The 20009-nt window shown below is 63.3% G+C and carries 23 protein-coding genes and 1 tRNA gene; 7 read left to right on the top strand and 17 right to left on the bottom strand.

Annotated elements, in window-relative coordinates; translation table 11 throughout:
• Positions 1-12 precede the first annotated feature (12 nt).
• A complete protein-coding gene (gene hspQ, locus ACZ1JX_RS02990) occupies positions 13-393 on the top strand; it encodes a heat shock protein HspQ (protein WP_144901742.1) in 381 nt (126 codons plus the stop codon).
• Positions 394-425: 32 nt separating this feature from the next.
• Here the strand turns inward: hspQ and ACZ1JX_RS02985 are convergent, their stop codons facing one another.
• The gene (locus ACZ1JX_RS02985) at positions 426-1304 is read right to left on the bottom strand and encodes an ABC transporter permease (RefSeq protein WP_465126344.1); all 879 of its coding nucleotides are present in this window, start codon (positions 1302-1304) and stop codon (positions 426-428) included.
• 96 nt (positions 1305-1400) lie between these two features.
• Here ACZ1JX_RS02985 and ACZ1JX_RS02980 point away from each other — a divergent pair, with 96 nt between their 5' ends.
• Together ACZ1JX_RS02980 and ACZ1JX_RS02975 are read left to right on the top strand one after the other, a co-directional pair.
• Positions 1401-2102, top strand: coding sequence for a GcrA family cell cycle regulator (locus ACZ1JX_RS02980; protein ID WP_465125313.1), 702 nt, complete (start codon positions 1401-1403; stop codon positions 2100-2102).
• A gap of 83 nt (positions 2103-2185) precedes the next feature.
• Positions 2186-3352 (top strand): GGDEF domain-containing protein, encoded by a 1167-nt coding sequence (locus ACZ1JX_RS02975; protein WP_465125312.1) that lies wholly within the window; start codon positions 2186-2188, stop codon positions 3350-3352.
• Between the two features lie 24 nt (positions 3353-3376).
• On the opposite strand, the gene ACZ1JX_RS02970 is transcribed toward ACZ1JX_RS02975, so the two are convergent.
• The 9 genes from ACZ1JX_RS02970 to ACZ1JX_RS02930 form a co-directional block, all read right to left on the bottom strand.
• Positions 3377-3607, bottom strand: coding sequence for a hypothetical protein (locus ACZ1JX_RS02970; protein WP_144901745.1), 231 nt, complete (start codon positions 3605-3607; stop codon positions 3377-3379).
• Entirely contained in the window at positions 3604-3828 is a 225-nt protein-coding gene (locus ACZ1JX_RS02965) for a hypothetical protein (protein ID WP_465125311.1), read from the bottom strand. The genes ACZ1JX_RS02970 and ACZ1JX_RS02965 overlap by 4 nt, the downstream gene beginning before the upstream one ends.
• 122 nt (positions 3829-3950) lie before the next feature.
• Positions 3951-4484: a hypothetical protein gene (locus tag ACZ1JX_RS02960; RefSeq protein WP_465125310.1), complete on the bottom strand. Its 534-nt coding sequence runs from the start codon at positions 4482-4484 to the stop codon at positions 3951-3953.
• 96 nt (positions 4485-4580) lie between these two features.
• The gene (pnp, locus tag ACZ1JX_RS02955; RefSeq protein WP_465125309.1) at positions 4581-6893 is read right to left on the bottom strand and encodes a polyribonucleotide nucleotidyltransferase; all 2313 of its coding nucleotides are present in this window, start codon (positions 6891-6893) and stop codon (positions 4581-4583) included.
• A 162-nt stretch (positions 6894-7055) separates the two neighbouring features.
• Positions 7056-7325 carry a 30S ribosomal protein S15 gene (gene rpsO, locus ACZ1JX_RS02950; RefSeq protein WP_039337765.1) on the bottom strand — a complete coding sequence of 90 codons (270 nt, stop codon included), beginning with the start codon at positions 7323-7325 and terminating at the stop codon, positions 7056-7058.
• Positions 7326-7330: 5 nt separating this feature from the next.
• Positions 7331-8242 carry a tRNA pseudouridine(55) synthase TruB gene (gene truB, locus ACZ1JX_RS02945; RefSeq protein ID WP_465126343.1) on the bottom strand — a complete coding sequence of 304 codons (912 nt, stop codon included), beginning with the start codon at positions 8240-8242 and terminating at the stop codon, positions 7331-7333.
• A 2-nt stretch (positions 8243-8244) separates the two neighbouring features.
• Complete coding sequence (locus ACZ1JX_RS02940; protein ID WP_465125308.1) at positions 8245-8952, bottom strand: site-2 protease family protein; 708 nt, start codon at positions 8950-8952, stop codon at positions 8245-8247.
• Positions 8949-9500 (bottom strand): GNAT family N-acetyltransferase, encoded by a 552-nt coding sequence (locus tag ACZ1JX_RS02935; protein WP_465125307.1) that lies wholly within the window; start codon positions 9498-9500, stop codon positions 8949-8951. Before ACZ1JX_RS02935 ends, ACZ1JX_RS02940 begins: the two co-directional genes overlap by 4 nt.
• Positions 9497-10075 carry a thymidine kinase gene (locus ACZ1JX_RS02930; RefSeq protein ID WP_465125306.1) on the bottom strand — a complete coding sequence of 193 codons (579 nt, stop codon included), beginning with the start codon at positions 10073-10075 and terminating at the stop codon, positions 9497-9499. The genes ACZ1JX_RS02935 and ACZ1JX_RS02930 overlap by 4 nt, the downstream gene beginning before the upstream one ends.
• Positions 10076-10157: 82 nt before the next feature.
• Here ACZ1JX_RS02930 and ACZ1JX_RS02925 point away from each other — a divergent pair, with 82 nt between their 5' ends.
• Complete coding sequence (locus ACZ1JX_RS02925; RefSeq protein ID WP_465125305.1) at positions 10158-10754, top strand: YceI family protein; 597 nt, start codon at positions 10158-10160, stop codon at positions 10752-10754.
• A gap of 3 nt (positions 10755-10757) precedes the next feature.
• Here the strand turns inward: ACZ1JX_RS02925 and rbfA are convergent, their stop codons facing one another.
• The 6 genes from rbfA to rimP all read right to left on the bottom strand — a co-directional run bounded on the left by rbfA (position 10758) and on the right by rimP (position 17649).
• Entirely contained in the window at positions 10758-11153 is a 396-nt protein-coding gene (gene rbfA, locus ACZ1JX_RS02920) for a 30S ribosome-binding factor RbfA (protein WP_465125304.1), read from the bottom strand.
• A gap of 2 nt (positions 11154-11155) precedes the next feature.
• Complete coding sequence (locus tag ACZ1JX_RS02915) at positions 11156-11692, bottom strand: DUF1697 domain-containing protein (protein ID WP_465125303.1); 537 nt, start codon at positions 11690-11692, stop codon at positions 11156-11158.
• Between the two features lie 431 nt (positions 11693-12123).
• Positions 12124-14709: a translation initiation factor IF-2 gene (gene infB, locus ACZ1JX_RS02910; protein ID WP_465125302.1), complete on the bottom strand. Its 2586-nt coding sequence runs from the start codon at positions 14707-14709 to the stop codon at positions 12124-12126.
• 5 nt (positions 14710-14714) lie between these two features.
• The gene (locus ACZ1JX_RS02905) at positions 14715-15461 is read right to left on the bottom strand and encodes a DUF448 domain-containing protein (protein WP_465125301.1); all 747 of its coding nucleotides are present in this window, start codon (positions 15459-15461) and stop codon (positions 14715-14717) included.
• Positions 15442-17085 carry a transcription termination factor NusA gene (gene nusA / locus ACZ1JX_RS02900; protein ID WP_465125300.1) on the bottom strand — a complete coding sequence of 548 codons (1644 nt, stop codon included), beginning with the start codon at positions 17083-17085 and terminating at the stop codon, positions 15442-15444. Before nusA ends, ACZ1JX_RS02905 begins: the two co-directional genes overlap by 20 nt.
• 3 nt (positions 17086-17088) lie before the next feature.
• Entirely contained in the window at positions 17089-17649 is a 561-nt protein-coding gene (rimP, locus tag ACZ1JX_RS02895) for a ribosome maturation protein RimP (protein ID WP_465125299.1), read from the bottom strand.
• Between the two features lie 346 nt (positions 17650-17995).
• On the opposite strand from rimP, the gene ACZ1JX_RS02890 reads away from it, so the two are divergent.
• Complete coding sequence (locus ACZ1JX_RS02890) at positions 17996-18130, top strand: hypothetical protein (protein WP_465125298.1); 135 nt, start codon at positions 17996-17998, stop codon at positions 18128-18130.
• Positions 18130-18357 carry a PspC domain-containing protein gene (locus ACZ1JX_RS02885; RefSeq protein WP_465125297.1) on the top strand — a complete coding sequence of 76 codons (228 nt, stop codon included), beginning with the start codon at positions 18130-18132 and terminating at the stop codon, positions 18355-18357. Before ACZ1JX_RS02890 ends, ACZ1JX_RS02885 begins: the two co-directional genes overlap by 1 nt.
• A gap of 248 nt (positions 18358-18605) precedes the next feature.
• Here the strand turns inward: ACZ1JX_RS02885 and ACZ1JX_RS02880 are convergent, their stop codons facing one another.
• Complete coding sequence (locus ACZ1JX_RS02880; RefSeq protein ID WP_465125296.1) at positions 18606-19331, bottom strand: queuosine precursor transporter; 726 nt, start codon at positions 19329-19331, stop codon at positions 18606-18608.
• Positions 19332-19392: 61 nt separating this feature from the next.
• Between ACZ1JX_RS02880 and ACZ1JX_RS02875 the strand changes: the two genes are divergently transcribed.
• Positions 19393-19469: transfer RNA gene (locus tag ACZ1JX_RS02875), tRNA-Arg, on the top strand.
• Positions 19470-20009: the final 540 nt, after the last annotated feature.

Raw genomic sequence — 20009 nt, 5'->3', positions numbered from 1 at the left:
ATATCGGCAGCCATGGACCGTGCGAGCTTCTATTCGCCTCAGGCCGGACGCGACATTTCGGCCCCCCCCGTTTCAACGGCTCGTTTTTCTATAGGCGATGTCGTGCGCCATCGCGTGTTCGGCTTTCGCGGCGTCGTTTTCGACATCGACCCTGTCTTCGCCAACAGCGAGGAATGGTACGAGTCGATCCCCGAAGACATCCGACCCTTGCGCGAACAGCCGTTCTATCACCTCCTCGCCGAGAACGACGAGAGCAGCTACGTCGCCTACGTCAGCCAGCAGAACCTTCAGGCCGATGCCGAAGCAGGCCCGGTCGAGCATCCCTCGCTTGACGAGATGTTCGAAGGTTTCCGCAACGGGCGCTACCGCCTGCGCCGCAGCCTCTCGCACTGAACCGGCGGGGGAAACGCCCCCCCAACGCCTTCTCAGTTCTTCAGCTTCCAGCCCGAGCGCAGCAGCGCATAGAGCAGCGCACCCGCCGCAAGGTTCAGCACGCCAAGTCCGATCGCGCCGTGCAGGACGGCCGTGTTGGTGTCGCCGATGTCGCTCTGACCAAGGAAGCCGAAGCGGAAGCCCGAGATCACGTAGAAGATCGGGTTCATCCGGCTCACCGCCTGGAACGCCGGTGCCAGATTGTCGATCACGTAGAACGTGCCCGACAGCATCGACAGCGGCGTGATCACGAAGTTCGTGACGGCCGCGTTGTGGTCGAACTTCTCCGCCCAGATCGACGTCAGCACACCCACGATCGCCAGGAGGATCGAACCCATCAGGCCGAACCAGACTACCGCCCAGGGATGCGCGATCTTGAGCGAGACGCCAGGCCAGAGCATCATCGCACCGGCCACGGCAAGGCCGACAAGCACGGCTCTCGTCACCGCAGCGCCAACCAGCGCGGCCATGAGCTCGCCCGTCGAAATCGGCGGCATCAGGTAGTCGACGATTGTTCCCTGGATCTTTCCGCCCAGCAGGCTGAAGCTCGAATTGGCGAAGGCATTGTTGATCATGCCCATCGCGATCAGCCCCGGCGCGACGAAGCTGGCGAAGTTGACGCCCAGCACCATGCGCCCGCCATTGGCTCCACCGCCCAGTGCCAGCGTGAATATCATCAGATAAAGCAGCGTCGTGACAGCCGGAGCCCAGATCGTCTGGGTCTGGACCTTGAAGAAACGGCGGACCTCCTTCATATAGAGGGTCCACAGCCCCAGCCTGTTGAAGCCACGGAACACCGGTTGTCCGGGCGGGGTGAAAGTTCCGGCGTTGCGGGTAGTCGCCCCGTCACGGGGTAGCGGTTGATTGGCCATGGCCATCGCGGTATCGCGCTGGCTCGCCATTGGCAAGGTTGCCGACCGGGCAGATTTTAACGGCCGACCTTTCGGCTTTGAAGGAAACGTGAAGGCATGAGCTGGACCGAAGAGCGGATCGAGAAGCTGACCAAGATGTGGGAGGGTGGTTCAACCGCCAGCCAGATCGCCGAAGAGCTCGGCGGGGTCAGCCGCAATGCGGTTATCGGCAAGGCTCACCGCCTCGGCCTCAAGGCACGTCCATCCCCGGTCAAGGCCAACGAGAAGCCCGATGCTGCAGCCGCGCCTGCGCCCAAGGTGGCCAAGCCCGCAGCGCCGCCGCCCGAACCCAAGATTGCTGCAGCACCTCGTCCAGCCGCGCCCGCAGCTCCGGTTACCCCTGCCCCGGCACCCCGCGCGGCAGCCCCTGCGCCTGCACCCGAAGCCAAGGCAGCAAGCGACGCACCGACGCCCGCACCCCAGCCGCGCATCGTTTCGGTCGGCCCCGGCGGATTCCTGCGCCAGGGTCCGGGCGATCAGCAGGCTCCGATCCCGCCCGCGCCGCCGCGCCGCCTCGTGCCAGCTCGGCCCAGCCCCGAAATCGCCGACAAGACCAGCCTACTCGATCTCAACGATCGCATCTGCCGCTGGCCGATGGGCCATCCGGGCGAACCGGATTTCCACTTCTGCGGCGAGAAGGTGAATCCCGGCTTCCCCTATTGCGTCGAGCATTGCGGCCGCGCCTATCAGGCACAGCTTCCGCGTGGCCATCGCCGCCCTCCGCCGCCGATGCCTTTCGGTGGTCCGCGCGTCCGCTGATCGAACTCAGGGCGAACCCTTAGCTCGCCATAACTGCAGCGCCGCGTGGTTAATGCCGCGCGGCGTTTGCCGTTCTGGAGAACATGACACACGATCCCTCGGCGCGCGGTTCGCGTTCGCGTCTGCTCCAATGGCTCGGCATTGCACCGGGCGAAGACAATGATGGAGCCCAAGGCAACGGCAATGCGGCTTCGGCCCCGGCAATCACCCCGCGCGAGATCTGGCTACCGGCCAAGCGACGCCTCCTGGGCAAGGTTGCCGATTTCCTGATCGATCATGACCTCGAAGTCATGCCCTGGACGCTGGAGGTCGCTTACGACTGCGTTACCGGCGCCAAGCCGAAGCTCGCGCAGATGATCCTCGAGCGGACCGAAGCTGGCAAACCCATCACCCTGCAATGGCTCGAAAATGTCCTGCACCAGGAAGAGGGCGACACCTCGGACCAGATCCTCGCCGCGCTGATGTCACGGCTGGAGGAAAGCCTTGAGGACTTCAGCAAGACCGCCAACTCTGCTCGAGACGCGACCAGCGCCTATGGCGCAGCGCTGCAACAGCATGTCGATGATCTCGAACAGGTAAGCCGCGCCGGAATCGTCATCACCGAACTTGCCGCCCTCGCCAAGGCGATGATCCATCGCACGCGCGAGATCGAGCTTGATCTGAACAAGTCCGAGGAGCGCACCAAGGCGCTGCAGAAGAACCTCGACGAAGCCCGCCGCATCGCCGACGAGGACCACCTCACCGGCTTGCCCAACCGGCGCGCATTCGAACTCCTGCTGGACCGCGAAACCGCCGCCGCGCGCGAGGCAGGCGACGAACTCAACGTCGCGTTCTGCGACATCGATCACTTCAAGCGGATCAACGACAGTCACGGCCATGCGGCAGGTGACCGAGTCCTCAAGACTGTGGCCGATACGCTTTCGCGCATTTCCGACTCGCGTTGCCACGTCGCCCGGCATGGTGGCGAAGAGTTCGCCGTGCTGTTCAGGGGCATGAGCCTGCCAAAAGCGTGGGAGCGTCTGGAATCCGCACGCGAGGAGATAGCCGAACGCCGCCTGATCAACCGCGCCACGGACATGCCGTTCGGTCGGGTGACATTCTCGGGTGGCATTGCCGACGTCTTTGCCTATGCCGCCCGAAGCGACGCCCTGCGCGCTGCGGACGAAGCGCTCTACGCCGCCAAGCAGGCAGGCAGGAACCAGATCTTCATTGCAGGCACACCGCCGCCGCCCATGGAGGACGCTGCCTGATATGGCAGCATCCGGGCATAGCGTTCAGCCGTACTGCGAGTTCTGGCTGCGCTGGAAGGCAAAGCGCGGAACGCGGCCTTCGATCATGCTCGACTTGAACACGACGCGCATCTCGTCGGCTCCTTCTTCGCGTGTACAGACCAGGCGCGTGCCACCCGAGGGCAGCACTTCAAGCGCACTGATGGCAACGCCGGCGGCTTCGCAACGGGCGCGGACCTTGGCTTCGGTAACGCTGAGGTTCATGGCACGGCTCATGCGAGGTACTCCTGTTCGGCCCCGGCGATGTGCCCGGCCTCTTTGACGGGATTGGTCCAGTCGAACGCTGCCGAGGCGCCTTGGCCAAGCTGGTAGGCGCTGATGGTTGCAGCACAGTCCTGCGCCATGCCGAGATGGCGCGCACGCACGCGCTCAGAGGTGCTGGCGGTGGCCCGCATCAGCAACATCTGGTGCTGCGAATAGAAATGGTTGAGGTCCACGAGCGGCTCCCACTGCGTAAGCGGGAGCGCGAAGGTCTCTCAGCCGGTGAAGCCTACGTTGGTCATCTCACCGATGCTCTGGCAGTGGACCCGAATGCGCTGAAAGGCAAACGGAAAGCTTGTCAGTCAGACAGGTCGAGCACGATTGAAGGAACCTGCTTCACCAACCGTCGCGCCCAGTCCTCGGGCGGCCAGGGAATCACGTCGCTGTCGAAGAAGGCCTGACGTTCGCCATCATGACCATAGAGGCTGACGGCCTCGCTATCCTCGTCCCGCTGGCGGATGGCAATGCGCGCGATATCGGTCAGCGCAATCGCCCCGTGATCGCCGGGATGGTTTCGTGTGCGTCCCTGCCACCACTCCAACGTCCCGGCCGCAAGGTCCAGCCTGCTCCCGCCCGTGGTATTGGCCAGCAATTGCCCTGTCGCTCCAGCAAGCGCCAGTGCCCCCATCACGCCTGCCAACGGCACCAGCCACGGCGCGCATGCGCCGTCTTCGCTACAGTTGTCCTCGGGTCGGACCGTGAGCGCGGCTGACAGAAACAGCGCGCCGACAATCCCGATCATCCACCACCGAAGATCGCGCCGCGCGCTGCGTTCGAACACGATCACATTGCCGGGCACATTGTCGGGCACATTGTCGGGTGGGCTCTCCATTCGTAGAACTCTCGCAGCAATTCCTCACCGTTTCGCAAACGAAAAAGGCCCCACCTTGCGGTGGAGCCCCTTTCTGTCTGGCCTGCTGGCCGTGCCTCAGTCGTCGGACTTGAGGAACGCCGGCATGTGATCCGGAGCCGGGCCGTCTTCACGGTCACGACGCGGACGATCACCACCCTCGCGACGAGGACCACGGTCACCGCCTTCACGACGCGGGCCACGGTCGTTGCCACGGGGGCCACGACGATCACCACGGTCAGGACGATCGCCACGCGGCTCGCGCGGTTCGCGCGGCGGACGGGTGTCTTCCAGTTCCGCACCGGTTTCCTGATCTACGACGCGCATCGACAGGCGAACCTTGCCGCGCTGGTCGATCTCGAGGACCTTGACGTAAACGTCCTGGCCTTCCTTCACCACGTCGGTCGGCTTTTCCACGCGCTCGTTCTTCATTTCAGAGACGTGGACGAGACCGTCCTTGCCGCCCATGAAGTTCACGAAAGCGCCGAAGTCGACGATGTTCACGACCTTGCCCTTGTAGATCTTGCCGACCTCGGCTTCCTCGACAATGCCGAGGATCCACTGACGTGCAGCTTCGATCTGGGTCAGGTCCGAAGACGAGATCTTGATCAGGCCTTCGTCGTCGATGTCGACCTTCGCGCCGGTGGTCGCCACGATCTCGCGGATCACCTTGCCGCCGGTGCCGATGACGTCACGGATCTTCGACTTGTCGATCTGCAGCGTCTCGATGCGCGGAGCGTGTGCCGAAAGCTCGGTGCGTGCCTCGCCCAGTGCCTTGGTCATTTCACCGAGGATGTGTGCACGGCCTTCCGAGGCCTGACGCAGCGCGACTTCGAAGATCTCGCGCGTGATGCCCGCAACCTTGATGTCCATCTGCATCGTGGTGATGCCTTCAGACGTACCGGCCACCTTGAAGTCCATGTCGCCGAGGTGGTCCTCGTCGCCGAGGATGTCCGAGAGGACGGCGAACTTGTCGCCTTCAAGGATGAGGCCCATGGCGATGCCCGAAACCGGACGCTTCACCGGAACGCCCGCGTCCATCATCGAAAGGCAGCCACCGCAGACGGTTGCCATCGAGGACGAACCGTTCGACTCGGTAATGTCCGAGAGGATGCGGATCGTGTAAGGGAACTCGTCCTTGGTCGGCAGCACGGGGTGCAGCGCACGCCATGCCAGCTTGCCATGGCCCACTTCACGACGCCCCGGAGCGCCGAAACGGCCAACTTCACCAACCGAATAGGGCGGGAAGTTGTAGTGGAGCATGAAGTTTTCGTAGCGCAGGCCTTCCAGCCCGTCGATCATCTGCTCGGCGTCCTTGGTGCCCAGCGTGGTCGTGCAGATCGCCTGCGTTTCGCCACGGGTGAACAGCGACGAACCATGCGTGCGCGGCAGGAAGCCGACGATCGCTTCGATCGGACGGACCTGCGTGGTGGTGCGACCGTCGATGCGCTGGCCGTCCTTGAGGATCGCGCCCCGGACGATGTCGGCTTCCACCTTCTTCATCGTCTTCATCGCGACCATCTGGGTCTGCGGGCCTTCATCGGCGAACGCAGCCTTCGCCTTGGCGCGGGCTTCGTTCAGAGCGTTGGAGCGCGCAGACTTGTCGGTCAGCTTGTAGGCTGCAGCAACATCCTTGCCGACGATGTCCTTGAGCTTCTTCTTGATGTCGGCAGTGTTGTCCGACAGGTCGATTTCCCAAGGCTCCTTCGCGGCCTTCTCGGCCAGCTGGATGATCGCGCCGATGACCTTCTTGATCTCGTCATGCGCGAACAGCACGGCGCCGAGCATTTCGTCTTCGCTCAGTTCCTTGGCTTCCGATTCCACCATCATCACGGCGGTGTCGGTTGCGGCAACCACGAGGTCGAGGCGGCCTTCGGCCAGCGCAACGTCTTGCTTCGGATTGAGAACGTATTCGCCCTCGACAAAGCCGACGCGGGCAGCCGCGATCGGGCCCATGAACGGAACGCCCGAAATGGTCAGCGCAGCCGATGCGGCAATCATCGCGACGATATCGGGTTCGGTCTCGCCATCATAGCTCAGAACCTGAGCGATGACGTTGATTTCGTTGTAGAAACCTTCAGGGAACAGCGGGCGGACCGGACGGTCGATCAGGCGGGAAACCAGCGTTTCCTTTTCCGTCGCGCCGCGCTCGCGCTTGAAGAAGCCACCCGGAATGCGGCCGGCCGCCGAGTACTTTTCCTGGTAGTGGACGGTCAGCGGGAAGAAGTCCTGGCCTTCCTTGACCGACTTTGCCGCGGTGACCGCGCAAAGGACCACAGTTTCGCCATACGTGGCGAGGACCGCGCCGTCAGCCTGACGGGCAATGCGGCCGGTTTCGAGAGTGAGGGTCTTTCCGCCCCACTCCAGCGATACGGTTTTGACGTCGAACATTTTACATCCTTCAGCCCGCGCGCCCTATTGCGAGCGGGGTTTGCTGCCGGGGAGTACCGTCCCGGTCCGGTGTGGGGCCGTTTATCTTGCCCCGGAGGCACCTCACCGAATTGCGAGGACGCCAGAAAGCAAAAGCGGCCCACTTGGGGCCGCTTCGCTTGGTTACTTGCGAAGACCGAGCTTCTGGATCAGGTCGTTGTAACGACCCACATCCTTCTTCTTCAGGTAGTCGAGAAGCGAACGACGCTTGTTGACCATCATCAGCAGGCCGCGACGCGAGTGGTTGTCCTTGTGGTTGGACTTGAAGTGCTCGGTCAGCGTCTGGATGCGGCTGGTCAGGATCGCGACCTGGACTTCCGGCGAACCGGTGTCGCCTTCGGCGCGAGCGTGTGCTGCAATGACTTCCTGCTTCTTTTCTGCGGTAATCGACATATCATTTACTCCGCGACATCCGGTATGTTGAACCCCCTCGAGACCTTCAGGCTTCCGCCCGAAAGCTCCACCAGCGCGACCGGCACATTGCCAGCCTTCGCCCAGTAAAGCCCGTCCTCGAAGGGCAATCCCGTCAGAACGCGGCCCTGACGGACCGCCCTTGCCTGCTCGGGATCGAGGGAGAGAGCCGGGATGTCGACCAGCCCTGCCTCCAGCGGCAAGAGTACGTGTTCAAGGGGCGCGCCTTTACCCACATCGTTCAATTTGTCCAGCGAAATCGCTTGGGAGATATCGAACGGCCCGGCCTTCAGGCGGCGCAGCATAGTGACGTGCCCGACAGTACCAAGCGCACAAGCGATGTCGCGAGCAAGGCTGCGGATGTACGTTCCTTTCGATACATGGGCTGTAAGTGTCAATTCTTCAACCCGCGCGACGTCGTCTACTGGTTCGGCAACCAACGAACAGATCGTGACATCGCGCGATTTGATCTCGAATGTCTCGCCCTTGCGCGCCAGATCATAAGCCCGCTCGCCATCGATCATCAGCGCCGAATAGGCTGGCGGCACTTGGGCAATTGGCCCGGTAAAGCGCGGCAACACCGCTTCGATCTCATCCCAAGACGGGCGAACGTCGCTCGTCGCCACAACCTTGCCTTCAAGGTCGAGCGTGTCCGTCTCCACCCCGAAGCGCATCGTAAACGCGTAGACCTTGCTCGCATGGAGCATCCGTCCGCACAGCTTGGTGGCCTCGCCAATCGCAATCGGCAGCACGCCGGTCGCCAGCGGATCAAGCGTCCCGCCATGGCCCACCTTGCACTTGCCGAAACCCGCCTGCCGCAAGTTGCGCTTTACCGCCGCAACCCCTTGCGTCGAACCCAACTCCAGCGGCTTGTCGAGAATGATCCAGCCATCGACCATGCTCACATCGGCTCCGGACCGGCGACCGCAACGGCAAGATTAGTAAGATGCTGCCCCAGCCACTCAACCGGTGGGCCGACGATCCGCTGCACCAGATGCAGGTCCGGCCAGAAATACGGCAGGATCACCAGCAGCGCGAACACCACCAGCAGTCCAAACGGCTCCATTCGACCATAAACCCGGGCCAACGGCGCCGGTAGCACGCCCATCATGATGCGCGACCCGTCGAACGGCGGGATCGGGATCAGGTTGAAGGCCCCCAGAAACAGATTCACGATCAGGAAGTTGCGCAGGTTGTCCGAAAGGAAAAGCGCGCCCAGCCCCGGCTCACCCATAGAATCCGTCGCCCGCACCAGCAGACCCAGCCCGATGGCGGCAATGAAGGCGAGCACGAAGTTGGTCAACGGCCCTGCTGCTGCCACCAGCACCATCCCCCAACGCGGATTGCGCAAGCGGCGGAAGTCCACCGGCACCGGCTTTGCCCAACCAAACACCGGAGCGCCCGAAAGCTTGAGCAGCCCCGGCAGGATGATCGTCCCGAACGGATCGACATGGCGCAGCGGATTGAGGCTCAGCCGCTTCTGCTCAGCCGCTGTCGGATCACCCAGCGCCCGCGCCACCCAGCCGTGCGCGACCTCGTGAAAGACGATCGCCAGGATCATCGGGATTGCGATCGTGGCGATCTGCCAGACCAGGCCTTGGGGATTCATGCGTCTCTACTCATCCAGTCATCGCGCAGGATCGAGAACAGCACGGTATCGCGCACTCTTCCCGTCCACGTGCGCCGCTCATGCCGCATCACGCCCTCCTGCACTCCGCCAACCTTCCTGACCGCAGCCTGACTGCGCAGGTTGATGGCGTCCACCTTGAACGCCACCCGCTCCAGCCCGCAGGCAAAGGCATGGCCGATCATCAGACGCTTCAAGCGCCGGTTGAACCCGGTGCCGCGAACAGCTGGCACGATATAGCTGTTGCCGATCTCGACCGACCAACCCGGCGCCCCATGCTCGATCCAGGCCGTCATGCCAACCAGATGTTCTCCGTCGAAGATCGCATAGGGTCGCCGCTGCGGTGCAGAGTTGAGCAGGCTGTCGAACTGCGGATCGAACGCCTCGCCCCGGTAGCTGAACGGATAGATGTCCCAGATCTCGTCATCCTGGGCACAAGCCTGCCGCAGTCCCTCGCGATGATCCTCGCGCAGGATCTCGAGCCGAAGTTCGCCATCGGCCAGAGGCACGTACAGCCGGTCACCGCTCATCCCTGCATCGCCTCCGAAAAGTGCTTGCGGCACAGCGCGACGTAGCGGTCATTCCCGCCGATCTCGGTCTGCACTCCAGCCCGCACCGCCGCCCCGCTATCATCCACCCGCAAGTTCATCGTCGCCTTGCGCCCGCAGTGGCAGACGGCCTTCAGTTCCACCAGCGAGTCCGCAATGCCAAGCAGGGCCGCCGCACCCTCGAACAACTCGCCCTGAAAATCGGTCCGCAACCCGTAGCACAGCACCGGCACACCCGCCTCATCGGCAATCCGCGCCAGTTGCCACACCTGGTCCCGCGTCAGAAACTGCGCCTCGTCCAGCAGCACGCACGACAGCGGCTGTACAACATGGGCAGCTTTCACCGCGCTCCAGAGGTCGGTAGCAGGATCGAAACGATGGGCTTCGGCATGAAGACCGATACGGCTCTCGATATCGCGAGCGCCGCCACGGTCATCGATCGCGGCGGTCCACAGCATCGTCGCCATGCCCCGCTCGCGGTAGTTGAAATCCGCCTGCAGGAGATTGGTCGATTTGCCGGCGTTCATGCTGGCGTAGTAGAAATAGAGCTTGGCCATGGCCGACAAGCCATACGCAGGACTTCCGGGAACGCCAGAGGGCTTCGGCCTTTGTTTCCGGATAATCGACAAGGAACAGCCAATGCACCGCAACCTCTGCAAAGTGCCTGCGCTGCTTGTCGTAATGGCGGGAAGCCTGCCCGCTGCGTTCGCCAGTCCCTCGACGTCAGGCCTGCTTCGATACCGTCTCGACGGCCCACGCAGCGAAGTCCACGCCAAAGTCGGCTTCTTCGGCATAGCCAGCAAGACAGCCCGCTTCCCGGCGGTGACCGGCGGGATAGACCTCGACCCCAACCACCTCGATGCGATCCGCCTCGACGTCATGCTTGATGCCACCGCGCTCGAAGCAGGCGATCAGGTCACCCTGAAGCGTCTGAAAGGCGCCGACTTCTTCGACGTTGCCCATTATCCCTCGGTGCGTTTCATCGGAAAGCGCATGACCATGACCGGCCCGGTCACCGCCACGATAAGCGGCGATCTCACCGCGCGCGGCGTTACCCGCCCGACGGTCCTGACAGTCAGCTTCGCCGATCCGCCCTCCCGCGCCACCGGGCGCGAGCCGATCCGCCTCTCAGCAAGGGCGAAGATCGACCGCACCGATTTCGGGATGAACGCCTATCGCCTGATCGTATCAAAGTCGGTCACCATCACGATCAACGCGCAGATGGTCCCGGCCTGAACCTCAATCCTGAGGGTCGAGATCGCGGCGGACCTTCGGATCGCTCAGCAGGGTCTCGATCCGGCTTGCCACATCGAAGCTCTCGTCGGGCAGGAACTTGAGTTTGGCGGCATATTTCAGCCGCAAGCGCTGTGCGACTTCGCGCTGGAAATAGGCGGTGTGCGTACGCAGCGCCTTCAGCACCAGTTCCTCGTCCTCGCCCAGCAGCGCCTTCACGAACACGCTGGCGTGGCGAAGATCGGGCGACATGCGCACTTCGGTGACCGAAACGGTATGCGCGCTCAGCACGTCGTCGTGCACTTCCTGCCGCGTCAGCAGTTCCGACAATATATGGCGCACCTGCTCGCCCACCTTGAGCAAGCGGACGGAGCGGTTTTCGGGGGTGGTCTGCTTGGCCAAGGTCAACTCATCTTTGCAAGGATACGGGCGATCGAGCGCACATTGCGCGCCGTGCCCCGGCAGCCAAGCCGCCGCTCGATAAACGCGCCGGTCAGCTTGCTTTCGGCCACGCCGTTCGCGAAATCGATATAGATGCTGCGGTTGCCGATGGCGAGTTTTTCCATGCCTCGCATCGCCTGGTCCGCCGCCAGCTTGCCAAACGCGGCCCGGTCCGGCTCGCGCTCGAGGAACAGGGTATGGACCAGATTGTCCTTGCCGATGCCGGTAAAAGGATTGCCCTCAACCGCCTCGGCAATCGCCGCCCGGTCACGCACCGCAACGAAGCTTCTGATGTCGAACCGGTCGAGCATGACGTGGGAGAACAGGTCCTCCAGCCCATCGAGCGGTCGGTCATCATAGTCGAACAGCAGATTGCCGCTCGCCACCACCGTCTCAAGCCCGGTCAGCCCTTCCCGCTCGAAAGCCCAGCGCAGATCCGCCATCGTCACGCGATTGCCACCGACGTTGATCGATCCGAACAGGGCTACGTAGCGGGTCATGGCAGAGGGCCGTTCTTGCAATTTTCAGAAAACTTGCTATACCAAAAGCATCGCTACAGTTGATATTTTCAAACTCACCATCCCGGAACCCGGACGTTGCAGCGTCCGGGTTCTTTGGTATTGGGAGCCGACCTTGCAGAGTCGGCCCCCTCACTGGATTACTTGCGACCAAGCTCAATGAGCTTGATCACCAGCCCGACGAAGCCAACTATCAACGTGGCCACGCCGAGAACCAGAAGCGCTACAGTTTCTAGTCTCAAAAACATCACCTTCCCATCTGTCGCCAGTAGCGACCTCGGAAAGACAATTTTCAAAACTAGACCTGTGCGATACTAGTCCACTGTCAGCGAATGGTTGAACAGTTCGACTTCGACCGAAATGGCAGAACACCCCGACGCATTAGGCGAGCGGGGTGCTCCATCAAGCCTTTATCAAAGCGTCCGATCGCGCATCTCGACTTCGAAGACTTCCAGCTGGTCGCCAGCCTTGATGTCGTTCGTGTCCTGCAGCAGCACGCCGCATTCGAGGCCTGCGCGGACTTCCGCCACGTCGTCCTTGAAGCGACGCAGCGACGCGATGGTCGTGCGGCTGACGATGACGTCGTTGCGCGTGAGACGTGCATGCAGCCCCTTGCGGATGACGCCCTCGACCACGAGCAGACCTGCAGCCTTGTCCTTCTTGCCCGCCGGGAATACTTCCTTGACCTCGGCACGGCCGACAACCGTTTCGATTGCCTCCGGACCCAGCTCGCCCGCCATTTCCGAACGGATGTCGTCGGTGAGCTGATAGATCACGTCGAAGTACTTCATCCGCACCTTGTTGCGCTCGATCAGCTCACGCGCCTTGGCGTTCGGACGGACGTTGAAGCCTACGATCGGCGCGCCGCTGGCCTGGGCCAGATTGACGTCGCCTTCGGTGATCGCGCCCACGCCGGACTGCAGGATGCGGACCTTGATCTCGTCGGTCGAGATCTTGTTGAGCGCATTGACGATCGCTTCGACCGACCCTTGCACGTCTGCACGCACCACCAGCGGGTACTCGATGACCGTGTTCTTCGCGGCGAGCGCGGAGAACATGTTCTCGAGGCTGGCAGGAGCCTGCACGGTGCGCTTGGCGGTTGCGCGTTCCTGACGGTACGCGGCCACTTCGCGGGCCCGAGCTTCGCTCTCGACCACGGTCAGCGTGTCACCGGCCATCGGCACGCCGCCGAGGCCCAGAACCTCGACCGGCAGCGAAGGTCCGGCTTCCTTGACCTGACGGCCCTTGTCATCAAGCATCGCGCGAACGCGGCCCGACTGGGTGCCGACAACGAGAATGTCACCGACCTTGAGCGTGCCGCGGTTGACGAGGACGGTGGCCAGCGGCCCCTTGCCCTTGTCCAGCTTGGCTTCGATCACGGTAGCTTCAGCTGCACGATCCGGGTTGGCGCGCAGTTCGAGCAGTTCGGCCTGAAGCAGGATCTTCTCGATCAGTTCGTCGAGCCCTGCGCCGGTCTTGGCCGAGAGTTCCACGTCCTGCACGTCACCCGACATCGCTTCCACGAGAATCTCGTGCTCGAGCAGGCGCTCGCGGATCTTCTGCGGATTGAACTCGGGCTTGTCCGATTTGGTGATCGCCACGATCATCGGCACGCCAGCGGCCTTGGTGTGGTTGATGGCCTCGATCGTCTGCGGCATCAGCCCGTCGTCGCCCGCAACCACCAGAATGACGATGTCGGTGACATTGGCACCGCGCATGCGCATTTCGGTGAAGGCTTCGTGGCCCGGCGTGTCGAGGAAGGTGATGTAGTCACCGCCCTTGGTCTTGATCTGGTAGGCGCCGATGTGCTGCGTGATGCCGCCGGCTTCGCCGCGCACCACGTCGGTCCCGCGCAGCGCGTCGAGCAGCGAGGTCTTGCCGTGGTCGACGTGGCCCATGATCGCCACGACGGGCGGACGGACCTTCAGCGACTCTTCCGGATCGACATCTGCCGAAGTATCGATGTCGGCATCGCTGTCGCTGACGCGCTGGATGTTGTGACCGAATTCGGTGACGAGCAGTTCGGCAGTGTCCTGGTCGATGGTCTGGTTGATGGTGACCATCATGCCCATCTTGAACAACGCCTTCACCAGGTCCGCAGCCTTCTCGGCCATGCGGTTGGCAAGATCCTGAACGGTGATCGCATCCGGCACGACAACATCGCGCACCTGCTTTTCACGCGGCTGCGACTGGCCCGCAAAGTGGGCACGCTTTTCCTTTTCGCGCGCACGCTTCAATGCGGCGAGCGAACGGGCGCGCGCACCTTCGTCCTCGTTGAGCGCGCGCGTGACGGTCAGCTTGCCGCCACGGCGGTCTTCAGTCTTGCGGTCACGCGGGTTGACTGCGGGCTTCTTGGCGGCAGGCTCCGGACGCTTGGCGGGAGCAGCTGAAGCCACCGGCGTGAACCGGCGCGGCGCAGGCACGGCAGGCGCAGCTTCTGCGGCCTTGGGCTCGTCGGCTGCGGGCGCAGCCTCGGGCTTGGCAGCAACTTCCGGCTCTGCGGCTACAGGCGCGGCGGCAACCGGCGTAGCTTCGGGCGCTTGCGCAGCTTCCGGCTCGGGCGCCGGTTGCGGTGCCGGAGCAGCCTCTGCCTTGGCCTTTTCCTCGGCACGGCGACGCTCTTCCTCGATCGCCTTCAGGCGCTCTTCCTGCTCGCGGCGGTTGGCCGCTTCAAGCGCGGCGAGACGGGCTTCCTCGGCTTCGCGCAGCAGGCGAGCCTGCATTTCCTGCCGTGTTTCGCGGCTTGCCGAAGGCGGCGGCGGCGGGGGCGGCGGAGGAGGCGGAGGCGCAACCGGGGTCGGCGCGGCAGGCGCGGCGACGGGCGCTGCGGTTGGCGCAGCCTCGCCGGGGCGGCCCATCAGCTTGCGCCGCTTCACTTCGACCACCACCTTGTTGGTGCGACCGTGGCTGAAGGTCTGCTTGACCTCTCCGGCCTCGACCGAGGTCTTCAGACCCAGTGGCCTGCGGCCCAGCGTCGGCTTCTTGTCGCTATCGCTCATCGAACTCATTCGCCCTTCGTATCAATATCGTCGTCCGCAACCGCGCCCGGATAGGGCTTGGCGGCGTCAATTTCGGTTTCGGTCTCGTGGCCGAGAAAATGCATCAGGCGCTGCAGCGGCGCTGCGACTCGTTCGGTCGCGGCGGGATCGGTCAGCGCGAGGTGAACGACGTTGTCGCGGCCCAATGCCACAGACAGCGCCGCCCGGTCCAGCGGCAAGATCATGCCCTTCTTGCCCGTGCCTTCGGCCCCCTCGCCAACACGCCAAGCCTGAGCCAGCTTGTTGGGACCATCGGTGCCTGCATCACTGGCATGGCCAAGGAACGTCACCGCCCCTGCCCTGCACCCTTGCGCAATCTTCTCAGTGCCCAGCAGCACGTTGCCCGCGCGCAGTTCGATGCCGAGACGGTCGGTCACCTGTCGGCGCAGGGCCTGCTCGATGCGTTCGGGAAGATCTGCCGGAATGCTCAGCGGCGCACCCTTGAAGGCACGTGCCAGCGCTCCCTTAAGCTTGCCATTGGCAATCGCTTTTTCAAGTGTTTCGCGGTTGACGCCGATCCACGCGCCGCGTCCGGGCGCACGCGCCATGACGTCGGGCAGCACGTCACCATCGGGCGAGATCGCAAGGCGCGTAAGATCGCCTCGCGCATCATGACGCCCGGTCAGCACGCACTTGCGCTCCGGCGGGGTCTTGCCCGCCGGCGCCTTGCCAACGATGTCGGAGCTTAGCGGCTCATTGTGAGGAATCCGCATCGGCGGCCTCCTCAGCTACTGGTTCGTCTTCGAACCAGTGGGCACGCGCGGCCATGATGATCTCGTTGCCCTGCTCTTCGCTCAGGCCATACTCGCCCAGCACGCCGCCCTTGTCCTCGGCACGCTCGGACCGCTCGGGCCGGTCGCTCTTTTCGCGAGGACCCTTGTCGTTGCGGCGACGCTGCTCGACACGCTTCTTGGCGATGAGTTCGTCTGTCGCAAGATCGGCCAGATCGTCGAGCGTCTTGATGCCCGCCTTGCCGAGCGTGACCAGCATCGCTTCGGTCAGGTGCGGCAGTTCGCCCAGCGCATCTTCCACGCCAAGGCTGCGACGCTGCTCGCGCAGTGCCTCCTCGCGACGCTCGATCGCTTCGGAAGCGCGGCTCTGCAGCTCCTCGGCGAGTTCCTCGTCGAAGCCTTCGATCGCCGCCAGTTCCGACAGCTCGATGTAGGCCACTTCCTCCAGCTCGGTGAAGCCTTCGGCCACCAGCAGCTGCGAAAGCGTCTCGTCGACGTCGAGCTCTTCCTCGAACATCTTCGAACGCTCGGCGAATTCCTTCTGGCGCTTCTCCGAAGCTTCCGCCTCGGTCATGATGTCGATGGCCGAGCCCGTCAGCGACGAGGCGAGGCGCACGTTCTGGCCGCGACGACCGATGGCGAGCGACAGCTGGTCATCGGGCACGACAACCTCGATGCGGCTCTCTTCCTCGTCGATCACCACGCGGCTGACCGTAGCGGGCTGCAGCGCATTCACCACGAACGTCGCGGTGTCTTCGCTCCAGGGGATGATGTCGATCTTCTCGCCCTGCAGCTCCTGCACGACGGCCTGCACGCGGCTGCCCTTCATGCCGACGCAGGCGCCGACCGGATCGATGCTGGAATCGCGGCTGATCACGCCGATCTTGGCGCGCGAGCCCGGATCGCGGGCGGCGGCCTTGATCTCGATGATGCCATCGTAGATTTCGGGCACTTCCTGCGCGAACAGCTTCTTCATGAACTCGGGGTGCGCGCGGCTCAGGAAGATCTGCGGACCACGGTTCTGGCGCTCGACCTTCATGATCAGCGCGCGGACACGCTCGCCCACGCGGGGCACTTCGCGCGGGATCTGCTGGTCGCGGCGGATCACGCCCTCGGCGCGGCCGAGGTTGACGATCACGTGGCCGAATTCGACCGACTTGATCACGCCGGTGATGACTTCGCCTGCGCGATCCTTGAACTCGTCGTACTGGCGGTCACGCTCGGCATCGCGGACCTTCTGGAAGATCACCTGCTTGGCCGACTGCGCGTCGATGCGGCCGAGGTCCACCGGCGGCAGCGGATCGACGATGAAGTCGCCAACCGCAGCGCCAGGCTGCAGCTTTTCGGCGGCCTTCAGGTCAACCTGCTTGAAGTAGTCCTCGACCACTTCCACCACTTCGACCACGCGCCACAGGCGCAGGTCGCCGGTGCGCGGATCGAGCTTGGCGCGAATGTCGTTTTCCGCACCATAGCGGTTGCGGGCGGACTTCTGGATCGCTTCTTCCATCGCCTCGATGACGATCGACTTGTCGATCATCTTCTCCGTGGCAACCGCGTTGGCGATCGCGAGCAGTTCGGCGCGGTTTGCAGAAATCGCACTGGCCATGGGTCAGTCTTCCTGTTCTTCGAGAATCTCGTCCGCGCCGCTGGTGTCGAGCGGGCGGGAAGCGGCGATGAGCTTGTCCGTGAGGATCAGCTTGGCGTTGGCCACGAGGGCGAAAGGCACGTCATAGACCGTGCCGTCATCCTCGATGGAAATGGTTCCGGTTTCCGCATCGAACCCCTTGAGGTCCCCACGGAAACGCTTGCGGCCGTCCTGCAGTTCGGACAGCTCGACGCGGGCTTCATGGCCGATCCATGCGGCGAAGTCCTTCGCGCGGGTCAGCGGACGGTCGATGCCGGGAGAGGACACTTCGAGGCGATAGGCATCCTCGAGCAACATCTCGCCCGCTTCTTCCAGTTCGTCGAACCGGTCGGACACGCGACGCGACAGGGCGGCGCAATCCTCGATCACCAGCTGGCCGGTTTCGGGACGCTCGGCCATGATCTGGAGCGTGTGCTCCTCGTCACCGATCTCGCCGCCCTTGAAATAGCGCACGCGCACGAGATCGAAGCCAAGGGCCTTTGCCTCGGGCTCGATAACCTCGGTGATGCGTACGATATCAGCCATGCAATCTCCAAAAGCGCCCCGTTCGTGCAAAAGCCGGTCCGCGCCGGCACCGTCTGGTGCCAGCCTGACTTTGCTTTCACAATGTCGGGATGAGGCGCAGATAGGCTCGTCGCGGGAAAATTGCAAGCCGCAATCGGGCTTGCCGGAAGCCTGCAATCACCTGCAGAACAAGCACTCGCCAAAACTTGGTGGATTTCACCACTGTTCAGCGTTCAGAAAGATACTCGATCCGCATCATAGGATTGAGAACCGCGGATTTCCGCCATTCCCGCAGTTTGGCACGCCCCATGCTGTGCTGTTCGCATAAGCCAGACCGGCTTCCAACAGTTCACATGAGGACCACACCATGACCGCTTTTGCCAACCGCATCGCCGCCGCCGCCAGCGCCTTCGCCCTGAGCCTCGCCCTGATCGCCGGCACTGTCCACACCCCCGTCCACACCGGCGCGGCCCCTGCCGCTGCCATGCAGGAGATGATCTGATGACCCAGCTTCGCTTCGATGATTCGGCCCCTCGCCCGATCGAAAGCACCAAGGGCGGCTTCCGCCTCGACAAGGTGCGCGGCAAGGTGATGGGCGTCTGCGCCGGGATCGCCAACTACTTCAACGTCGATGTCACCCTGGTCCGCGTCGCCTTCGCGCTCGCCACCGTGTTCGGCTTCGGCTCGGCGATTATCGTCTACCTGCTGATCGGCCTGATCGCCGACTGAGCCCAGACCGACCGAATCTTGCGGGTCAGCCTTCCAGCCCCCCCGACCCTGCTAACTGCCCCGCAACCCAGTCCCGCCTCTCCCGCCCCCCGGAGAGGCGGGGCCTTTGCTTTCACCACCACAAATCCACCCCACCCCGTCATCCCGGCGAAGGCCGGGATCCAAAACGGCAGTTGGGCAAAGCAACAAGCGCAATGGCCCCCTGCCTTCGCCGGGGTGACGTCACATTGGGTAAGGAGAGCTGAAACCTAAACCTGCGGCGCCTTCGCAAAGGGCGAGAAGTCGGTGTCCGTATCATAGACGTCGGCCCCCTCGCGCCGCTTGAGCCAGCCGACCACGGCATAAGTCACCGGCGTCAGCACAGCTTCCCACACCACCTTCATCAGCCAGTTGGTGACCATCACCGTCAGCACCTGGCTCGTCGTCCAGATGCCGAGGAACGCGATGGGATAGAACAGCAGGCTGTCCACCGCCTGCCCGAACACGGTCGAACCGATCGTGCGCGTCCACAGCATCCTGCCGCCGGTCAGCACCTTCATCCGCGCCAGCACGAAGGAATTGACGAACTCGCCCGCCCAGAACGCCGTGACCGATGCAAGCACGATCCGCCAGGTCGATCCGAACACGCTTTCATAGGCCGCCTGCCCGTCCCAGCCCGGCGCGGGCGGCATCGCCACCACCACGAAGCTCATGAACGCCATGAACACCAGCGCAAAGAACCCCATCCACACGCATCGCCGCGCATTGGCATAGCCATAGACCTCGGTCAGCACGTCGCCGATCACGTAGGACACCGGGAAGAACAGGATGCCCGCGCCAAAGGTGAACCCGCCGACTTGCGCGAGCTTGGCCGCCCCGATCAGGTTCGACAGCAGCAGGATCGCCACGAACGCGGCCATCACATAGTCGAAATAGCGGAAATGCCGACGCGCGCTGGTGGTGCCGTCGATTCTCGAAATCTGGGGATCGCTCATGGGGCCAAGTGCTAACCCGGTTTGCACGATCCGCAAAGCGTGCTTATGGGACACCCGGCGCGCGCCCGTAGCTCATCTGGATAGAGCGCGAGACTTCTAATCTTGAGGCAGCAGGTTCGAGTCCTGCCGGGCGCGCCAATATATAAACCGGGGTTTTGAAGCTGTTTTGGACACCTGGATTTGTGGCTCTGATTTGCCTCTAGTAAACATGGGGTAAGAACAATGGACCGCCGAGCACTAATCTTTGGCATTCTATCAGCCGCCTTTGTCGGCATCCCAAACGACGCAGACGCAAGGCGAAAGAAGCGGCGTGGATATGCAGGCGGCGCAACATCACGCGACACAACCGACGACGGCAAATGCCCCTGCAATGGGGGCAAAGTTTGCGTGGGGAAGCGCGGTGGACGCTACTGCATCACGAGCAACGGAAAGAAGCGCTACGGGGTTTAGGGTCCAAACTCATAAGAGGGAGGAGAAAGTGGGTGATCCGCATGTCTGTTCGACAGTGCCGCAGGCCCCAATCTCTTCCCCCCCCCCTTACCTTCTCCGCGTCTCCCTTCTTCTCTGCGTCTCTGCGAGAAACCCCTTCCCACTTGGTCATTCTGCTCGGGAATGACGAGCGGCGCTTGCGTACCATCTTGACAAAACGAACCATATAGGTTATACGCCCTGCCCACA

This window comes from Novosphingobium sp. BL-A-41-Hi4A-0G, from assembly GCF_055521735.1.
This window is presented reverse-complemented; position numbering and strand designations above follow the sequence as displayed.

Bases quoted from the DNA above. Each gene is read 5' to 3' on its own strand.
- pnp (WP_465125309.1), bottom strand. From the start codon at position 6,893: ATGTTCGACGTCAAAACCGTATCGCTGGAGTGGGGCGGAAAGACCCTC.
- ACZ1JX_RS02905 (WP_465125301.1), bottom strand. From the start codon at position 15,461: ATGCGGATTCCTCACAATGAGCCGCTAAGCTCCGACATCGTTGGCAAG.
- nusA (WP_465125300.1), bottom strand. From the start codon at position 17,085: ATGGCCAGTGCGATTTCTGCAAACCGCGCCGAACTGCTCGCGATCGCC.
- ACZ1JX_RS02935 (WP_465125307.1), bottom strand. From the start codon at position 9,500: ATGAGCGGTGACCGGCTGTACGTGCCTCTGGCCGATGGCGAACTTCGG.
- ACZ1JX_RS02915 (WP_465125303.1), bottom strand. From the start codon at position 11,692: ATGACCCGCTACGTAGCCCTGTTCGGATCGATCAACGTCGGTGGCAAT.
- ACZ1JX_RS02885 (WP_465125297.1), top strand. From the start codon at position 18,130: ATGACCCAGCTTCGCTTCGATGATTCGGCCCCTCGCCCGATCGAAAGC.
- ACZ1JX_RS02925 (WP_465125305.1), top strand. From the start codon at position 10,158: ATGCACCGCAACCTCTGCAAAGTGCCTGCGCTGCTTGTCGTAATGGCG.
- ACZ1JX_RS02975 (WP_465125312.1), top strand. From the start codon at position 2,186: ATGACACACGATCCCTCGGCGCGCGGTTCGCGTTCGCGTCTGCTCCAA.
- ACZ1JX_RS02880 (WP_465125296.1), bottom strand. From the start codon at position 19,331: ATGAGCGATCCCCAGATTTCGAGAATCGACGGCACCACCAGCGCGCGT.
- ACZ1JX_RS02930 (WP_465125306.1), bottom strand. From the start codon at position 10,075: ATGGCCAAGCTCTATTTCTACTACGCCAGCATGAACGCCGGCAAATCG.
- truB (WP_465126343.1), bottom strand. From the start codon at position 8,242: ATGGTCGATGGCTGGATCATTCTCGACAAGCCGCTGGAGTTGGGTTCG.
- ACZ1JX_RS02960 (WP_465125310.1), bottom strand. From the start codon at position 4,484: ATGGAGAGCCCACCCGACAATGTGCCCGACAATGTGCCCGGCAATGTG.
- ACZ1JX_RS02970 (WP_144901745.1), bottom strand. From the start codon at position 3,607: ATGAGCCGTGCCATGAACCTCAGCGTTACCGAAGCCAAGGTCCGCGCC.
- ACZ1JX_RS02985 (WP_465126344.1), bottom strand. From the start codon at position 1,304: ATGGCCAATCAACCGCTACCCCGTGACGGGGCGACTACCCGCAACGCC.
- ACZ1JX_RS02980 (WP_465125313.1), top strand. From the start codon at position 1,401: ATGAGCTGGACCGAAGAGCGGATCGAGAAGCTGACCAAGATGTGGGAG.
- ACZ1JX_RS02890 (WP_465125298.1), top strand. From the start codon at position 17,996: ATGACCGCTTTTGCCAACCGCATCGCCGCCGCCGCCAGCGCCTTCGCC.
- ACZ1JX_RS02940 (WP_465125308.1), bottom strand. From the start codon at position 8,952: ATGAATCCCCAAGGCCTGGTCTGGCAGATCGCCACGATCGCAATCCCG.
- rimP (WP_465125299.1), bottom strand. From the start codon at position 17,649: ATGGCTGATATCGTACGCATCACCGAGGTTATCGAGCCCGAGGCAAAG.
- infB (WP_465125302.1), bottom strand. From the start codon at position 14,709: ATGAGCGATAGCGACAAGAAGCCGACGCTGGGCCGCAGGCCACTGGGT.
- hspQ (WP_144901742.1), top strand. From the start codon at position 13: ATGGACCGTGCGAGCTTCTATTCGCCTCAGGCCGGACGCGACATTTCG.
- rpsO (WP_039337765.1), bottom strand. From the start codon at position 7,325: ATGTCGATTACCGCAGAAAAGAAGCAGGAAGTCATTGCAGCACACGCT.